Annotated in this window: 4 protein-coding genes, 2 tRNA genes and 3 pseudogenes; 7 read left to right on the top strand and 2 right to left on the bottom strand. The window is 48.0% G+C overall.

Annotated elements, in window-relative coordinates; genetic code table 11:
* Nucleotides 1–165, bottom strand: a 165-nt coding sequence (locus BHE85_RS08860; RefSeq protein ID WP_047664789.1) for an IS1 family transposase, incomplete at its 3' end; no start/stop codon positions are given.
* Between the two features lie 56 nt (nucleotides 166–221).
* Between BHE85_RS08860 and BHE85_RS08855 the strand changes: the two are divergent.
* From BHE85_RS08855 to BHE85_RS08845, 3 genes and pseudogenes are all read left to right on the top strand, one after another.
* Nucleotides 222–2,417, top strand: a pseudogene (locus BHE85_RS08855) (3'-5' exonuclease); the annotation flags it as partial.
* A 58-nt stretch (nucleotides 2,418–2,475) separates the two neighbouring features.
* Nucleotides 2,476–2,679: a DUF4224 domain-containing protein gene (locus tag BHE85_RS08850; RefSeq protein WP_000096343.1), complete on the top strand. Its 204-nt coding sequence runs from the start codon at nucleotides 2,476–2,478 to the stop codon at nucleotides 2,677–2,679.
* A pseudogene (locus tag BHE85_RS08845) lies at nucleotides 2,679–3,704 on the top strand (tyrosine-type recombinase/integrase). The gene BHE85_RS08850 and the pseudogene BHE85_RS08845 overlap by 1 nt, the downstream one beginning before the upstream one ends.
* Nucleotides 3,705–3,731: 27 nt before the next feature.
* Here the strand turns inward: BHE85_RS08845 and BHE85_RS08840 are convergent.
* Nucleotides 3,732–3,821 (bottom strand) — tRNA-Ser (locus BHE85_RS08840).
* Nucleotides 3,822–3,914: 93 nt separating this feature from the next.
* Here BHE85_RS08840 and mtfA point away from each other — a divergent pair.
* The 4 genes and pseudogenes from mtfA to BHE85_RS08815 form a co-directional block, all read left to right on the top strand.
* Nucleotides 3,915–4,712: a DgsA anti-repressor MtfA gene (gene mtfA / locus BHE85_RS08835; protein ID WP_001302302.1), complete on the top strand. Its 798-nt coding sequence runs from the start codon at nucleotides 3,915–3,917 to the stop codon at nucleotides 4,710–4,712.
* Between the two features lie 100 nt (nucleotides 4,713–4,812).
* A tRNA-Asn gene (locus BHE85_RS08830) sits at nucleotides 4,813–4,888 on the top strand.
* A gap of 313 nt (nucleotides 4,889–5,201) precedes the next feature.
* Nucleotides 5,202–6,524, top strand: a pseudogene (locus tag BHE85_RS08825) (inverse autotransporter beta domain-containing protein); the annotation flags it as partial.
* A 55-nt stretch (nucleotides 6,525–6,579) separates the two neighbouring features.
* Nucleotides 6,580–6,886 (top strand): transposase (locus BHE85_RS08815; protein ID WP_032219445.1); only part of this gene is annotated, 307 nt, incomplete at its 3' end.

The raw sequence follows: 6,886 nt of genomic DNA, 5'->3' as shown, positions 1-6,886 counted from the left end.
TTTCTGGTGCGTACCGGGCTGAGAGGCGGTGTAAGTGAACTGTAGTTGCCATGTTTTACGGCAATGAGAGCAGAGATAGCGCTGATGTCCGGCAGTGCTTTTGCCGTTACGCACCACGCCTTCAGTAGCGGAGCAGGAAGGACATCTGATGGAAATGGAAGCCACGCAAGCACCTTAAAATCACCATCATACACTAAATCAGTAAGTTGGCAGCATTACCCTGCAACCGCTATGAAAAAGGCGGGAAAGATGGCATCACAATGACATTTATCGGCCCTTCCCCCTCTGTTCAGGACAAATCAGCCAGCACTGATAATACCAACATCAACGGCGAAGACATGACTGAGATTGAGGAGAGCATGCTTCTACCTGTCTCCGGTCAGGAACTGCCCATTCGTTGGCTTGCTCAACACGGCAGCGAAAAACCAGTAACGCACGTTTCACGCGACGAACTCCAGGCATTACACATTGCACGGGCTGAAGAACTACCGGCTGTTACTGCCCTGGCTATTTCGCATAAAACCAGTCTGCTCGACTCGCTGGAGATTCGCGACCTCCACAAACTGGTTCGTGACACTGACAAAGTTTTCCCTAATCCTGGTAATTCAGACCTGGGACTAATAACTGCTTTTTTCGAAGCATACTTGGACGCTGACTACACTGTTCGGGGCCTGCTGACAAAAGAGTGGATGAAAGGAAATCGTGTTTCACGCATCACCCGCACGGCTTCCGGTGCTAATGCTGGTGGTGGGAACAAAACCGATCGCAATCCGAATTTAGTACACACCCTCGACACACTGGATGTGGAGATTGCAGCAGCCACACTTCCGATGGATTTTAATATTTATGAAATTCCGGGCAGCGTTTATCGTCGCGCAAAAGAAGTAGTCCTGAAAAAAGAAAGTCCGTTCAAAGAATGGTCCGCAGCACTTCGTGCACCCCCGGGTATTCTGGACTATTCCCGCGCCGCTATTTTTGCACTTATCCGAAGCGCACACCCTGAATTTTATCACTACCCGGGACGCCTTCAGGGGTATATCAACGCCTATTTGACGGAAACTGATCACGAGAACCCCAGCAAGGAAACTCTCACAGCTACCCGGCATACGCCGGAAAAAGATATCCTGGAAGAAATTAACCGCGAGGTGGTTACTGAGCGTGAAACAGAAGAAGAAAAACCACAACCATCTGACGCAATGGCAGGTGAACAGGCAACAACTGAAACAATGGAACCGGATACAACTGAACATTGCCAGAACGCGCAGTCGCTGGATGCTCAGTCGCAGGTGAGTTCCGCTAACCAAGTAAAAGTCACCGCTGACGAAGTAAACAAAATTATGCAGGCAGCCAATATCAGCCAGCCTGACGCCGATAAGTTACTTGCTGTATCGCGTGGTGAATTTGTTGAGGGGATTAGCGACCCTAATGATCCGAAATGGGTCAAGGGGATCCAGACTCGCGATTCTGTGAACCAGAACCAGCATGAATCGGAACGGAACGACCAAAAAGCGGAACAAAACAGCCCAAATGCGTTACAAAACGAGCCAGAAACGAAACAATCCGAACCAGTAGCGCAACAGGAACCGGAAAAAGTCTGCACCGCCTGCGGTCAGAGCGGTGGCGGCAACTACCCTGATTGTGGCGCGGTGATGGACGACGCAACATACCAGAAAACATTCGATGAAGAGAATCAGGTTGAAGTTCAGGAAAATGATCCGGAGGAAATGGAAGGCGCTGAACATCCACACAAGGAGAATGCTGGCAGCGCTCAGGACCACGCCAGCGATAGTAAAACTGGCGAGACGGCAGATCCCTTAATTACGGTGAATGGTCATCACGAAATCACATCCACCAGCAGGACGTGTGACCATCTAATGATCGACCTTGAAACCATGGGAAAAAATCCTGATGCCCCGATCATCTCAATAGGTGCAATATTTTTCGATCCGCAAACCGGAGATATGGGACCCGAATTTAGTAAGACTATCGATCTGGAAACTGCTGGCGGAGTCATTGATCGGGACACCATTAAATGGTGGCTTAAGCAATCACGCGAAGCGCAATCTGCCATTATGACCGATGAAATCCCGTTAGATGATGCACTGTTACAATTGCGGGAATTTATCGACGAAAACTCCGGTGAATTTTTTGTTCAGGTCTGGGGAAATGGAGCCAACTTCGACAACACGATTTTGCGCCGTTCATACGAACGGCAGGGGATCCCCTGCCCGTGGCGTTACTACAACGATCGCGATGTACGCACAATCGTTGAGCTGGGGAAAGCCATAGACTTCGATGCCAGAACGGCTATTCCATTCGAAGGTGAGCGCCATAATGCACTTGATGACGCTCGTTACCAGGCAAAATACGTTTCAGCTATCTGGCAAAAACTGATCCCGAGTCAGGCTGATTTTTAATGTTCAACCCTAATTGCCGCTAACCGTATATAGTTAGCGGCGGTTATGAGATATAGCTATGAGCAGCTTATTTTTAACCGAAGATGAATTGCTAATATTAACGGGCTGCAAATATGCAAGCCACCAGCGAAAATGGTTAATGGAAAACGAGCTTCCGTTCTATACCAATCGTAGTGGCAAACCGATTGTCAGCCGGGATCTATTTACCTGCAATAAAACTTTACCACCACGCGAGGTAGAGCCGAATTTTGGTGCGATCTGATGGGAAGACGAAGGAAAAATCCTGAGCACGAAAAATTACCTCCAAATGTATACCCAAATAAATATAGTTATGTATGGAAACCAACATCCAGCGAATCTGTAACACTAACCGCCATCAAGGATGGTTTAGCTGCTTTATGGAAAAAGTATGAGGAAACTGTAAATAATCGCGATCGTGCAATGACATTCGGTCGCTTGTGGGAAAAATTCCTCGCCAGCGCCTATTACAGTGACCTCAGTCCAAGAACACAAAAAGATTATCTGCAACATCAAAAAAGTTGCTTGCCGTATTCGGTAAGGTGCCGGCAGATTCCATAAAACCAGAACACATCCGTCGATACATGGACAAGAGAGGGGAACAGAGTAAAACGCAAGCCAACCATGAAGTCCCGCGTTTACAGTTGGGGGTATGAGCGAGGGTACGTGAAGGCTAACCCATGTGCAGGTGTAAGTAAATTCAAGGCCAAAAACCGCGAACGATATGTAACCGACAAAGAATACCAGGCAGTATTAAGCGTTGCACCTCTTCCTGTTTTTATCGCAATGGAAATTGCCTATCTGTGTGCAGCGAGGGTTTCCGATGTGTTATCGCTGAAATGGGAGCAGATTGGAAACGACGGGATCTTTATCCAGCAAGGGAAAACAGGAAAAAAACAGATAAAAGCATGGAGTCCACGATTACAGGCGGCGATCGAAAAAGCAAAACAGTTACCAACATCCGCCTATGTAATCAGCAATCAATACGGCAACCGATATATGTACAAAGGCTTTAACGAAATGTGGGTAGAAGCAAGAAATCGCGCAGGCAAAATTTCAGGTATTTTAACCGACTTCACCTTTCATGATCTGAAGGCGAAAGGAATTTCAGACTATGAAGGAAGCAGTCGGGATAAGCAACTTTTCTCTGGTCACAAAACCGAGGGGCAAGTGCTAATCTATGACAGGAAGGTTAAAGTTTCACCGACACTTGATGTCCCGTTACCTGAAAATATTCCAAGTAATTCCACGTGTGATTTTTGTCACTGACTTAATGATGTATAAGTGATTGAATTTTGGCGGAGAGAGGGGGATTTGAACCCCCGGTGGAGTTGCCCCCACTCCGGTTTTCGAGACCGGTCCGTTCAGCCGCTCCGGCATCTCTCCGTTCAGATGGTTGCCATGATGCCAGGAAATTTGGCATTTTAACAGTCCCTGTCCGTGCAATTTTGTTCAAGTGACGAGTTTGCGAGCAAAACGATGATTAAGTGGCCCTGGAAAGTACAAGAATCAGCACATCAAACTGCCCTTCCCTGGCAGGAAGCACTATCGATCCCCCTTTTAACGTGTCTGACGGAACAGGAACAAAGCAAATTAGTCACTCTTGCCGAACGTTTTTTACAGCAAAAGCGGCTTGTTCCTTTACAGGGCTTTGAACTGGATTCATTAAGAAGCTGCCGGATAGCACTTCTATTTTGCCTACCCGTTCTGGAGTTAGGACTGGAATGGCTGGATGGTTTTCATGAAGTCTTAATTTATCCTGCGCCATTTGTGGTCGATGATGAATGGGAAGACGATATCGGTCTGGTGCATAACCAACGTATTGTTCAGTCAGGTCAGAGCTGGCAGCAAGGGCCTATCGTTTTGAACTGGTTGGATATACAAGATTCTTTTGATGCTTCTGGTTTTAACCTGATTATTCATGAAGTCGCTCATAAGCTGGACACCCGTAACGGCGATCGCGCCAGCGGAGTTCCCTTTATTCCGTTGCGTGAGGTTGCTGGCTGGGAACACGATCTTCATGCTGCAATGAACAACATTCAGGAAGAAATCGAATTGGTTGGCGAGAATGCGGCGAGCATTGATGCTTATGCAGCCAGCGATCCTGCTGAATGTTTTGCCGTACTTTCTGAATATTTCTTTAGCGCCCCAGAACTTTTTGCTCCTCGTTTCCCTTCATTGTGGCAACGTTTCTGCCAATTTTATCAACAAGATCCTTTGCAGAGACTGCATCACGCTAATGATACAGACTCGTTTTCGGCGACGAATGTTCATTAATTAACAACTTTGCATATTAATTAACCAATTGAAATGACTTATGAAATTTAGTGTTGACAGACAAGGTACCGCTAAGTAATATGCGCCCCGTTCACACGATTCCTCTGTAGTTCAGTCGGTAGAACGGCGGACTGTTAATCCGTATGTCACTGGTTCGAGTCCAGTCAGAGGAGCCAAATTCTAAAAATTCGCTTTTTTAGCGCAATGTCACTGACCTTAGTTGAACATTGTTTTTTAACGGATAGCGGGTTTTTAACATCTTAAGCGCCCTCGACCTTTATGGTTGAGGGCGTTTTGCTATGAACGCCATCACCATTTTCCCCTCGATTATAAAACTTGAGTTATTCAGTAGTCTCCCCTCTTGCAACTCACACCCAAAACTGCCTAACGAAAAGTTATTAATTTTCAATCATATTGCTATCAGTATTTACATTTTTTCGCTGTGCTAGAAAGGGCGCATTTATGTTAGCTCGTTCAGGGAAGGTAAGCATGGCTACGAAGAAGAGAAGTGGAGAAGAAATAAATGACCGACAAATATTATGCGGGATGGGAATTAAACTACGCCGCTTAACTGCGGGTATCTGTCTGATAACTCAACTTGCGTTCCCTATGGCTGCGGCAGCACAAGGTGTGGTAAACGCCGCAACCCAACAACCAGTTCCTGCACAAATTGCCATTGCAAATGCCAATACGGTGCCCTACATCCTTGGAGCGCTGGAATCGGCCCAAAGCGTTGCCGAACGTTTCGGTATTTCGGTGGCTGAGTTACGCAAACTCAACCAGTTTCGTACGTTTGCTCGAGGTTTTAATAATGTCCGCCAGGGTGATGAACTGGATGTCCCGGCACAAGTTAGTGAAAAAAAATTAACCCCGCCGCCGGGTAATAGCAGTGACAACCTCGAGCAACAGATAGCCAGTACTTCACAGCAAATCGGGTCTCTGCTCGCCGAAGATATGAACAGCGAGCAAGCGGCAAATATGGCGCGTGGATGGGCCTCTTCTCAGGCTTCAGGCGCAATGACAGACTGGTTAAGCCGCTTCGGTACCGCAAGAATCACGCTGGGCGTGGATGAAGATTTTAGCCTGAAGAACTCCCAGTTCGATTTTCTCCATCCGTGGTATGAAACGCCTGATAATCTCTTTTTCAGTCAGCATACTCTCCATCGTACTGACGAGCGTACGCAGATTAACAACGGCTTAGGTTGGCGTCATTTCACTCCCACATGGATGTCAGGCATCAACTTCTTTTTCGACCACGATCTTAGCCGTTACCACTCCCGCGCCGGCATTGGCGCGGAGTACTGGCGCGACTATCTAAAATTAAGCAGTAACGGCTATTTGCGACTGACCAACTGGCGCAGCGCACCTGAACTGGACAACGATTATGAAGCACGCCCGGCCAATGGCTGGGATGTACGCGCAGAAAGCTGGCTACCCGCCTGGCCGCACCTTGGCGGTAAACTGGTCTATGAACAGTATTATGGCGATGAAGTGGCCCTGTTCGATAAAGACGATCGGCAAAGTAATCCTCATGCCATAACCGCTGGACTTAACTATACCCCCTTCCCGCTGATGACCTTCAGCGCGGAGCAACGCTAGGGTAAACAGGGCGAAAATGACACCCGTTTTGCCGTCGATTTTACCTGGCAACCTGGCAGCGCAATGCAGAAACAGCTTGACCCGAATGAAGTCGCTGCACGGCGTAGCCTTGCAGGCAGCCGTTATGATCTGGTGGATCGCAACAACAATATCGTTCTGGAATATCGCAAAAAAGAACTGGTTCGCCTGACCCTGACAGACCCCGTGACAGGGATGAACCGCCCCGGGAATCCTGGAGACTAAACTCCCTGAGAAAGAGGTAAACAGGATGACTAAAAATACTCGTTTTTCCCCCGAAGTCCGTCAGAGGGCGATTCGTATGGTTCTGGAAAGTCAGGGCGAATATGACTCACAGTGGGCGGCAATTTGTTCCATTGCCCCAAAGATTGGCTGTACACCGGAGACTCTGCGTGTCTGGGTACGCCAGCATGAGCGGGATACCGGAGGCGGTGATGGCGGGCTCACCACCGCTGAACGTCAGCGTCTGAAAGAGCTGGAACGTGAAAATCGTGAACTGCGCCGCAGTAACGATATCCTTCGCCAGGCTTCCGCTTATTTTGCGAAGGCGGAGTTCG

This window comes from Shigella sp. FC1567 (genome assembly GCF_001743015.1).
GTDB lineage: Bacteria > Pseudomonadota > Gammaproteobacteria > Enterobacterales > Enterobacteriaceae > Escherichia > Escherichia coli.
This window is presented reverse-complemented; position numbering and strand designations above follow the sequence as displayed.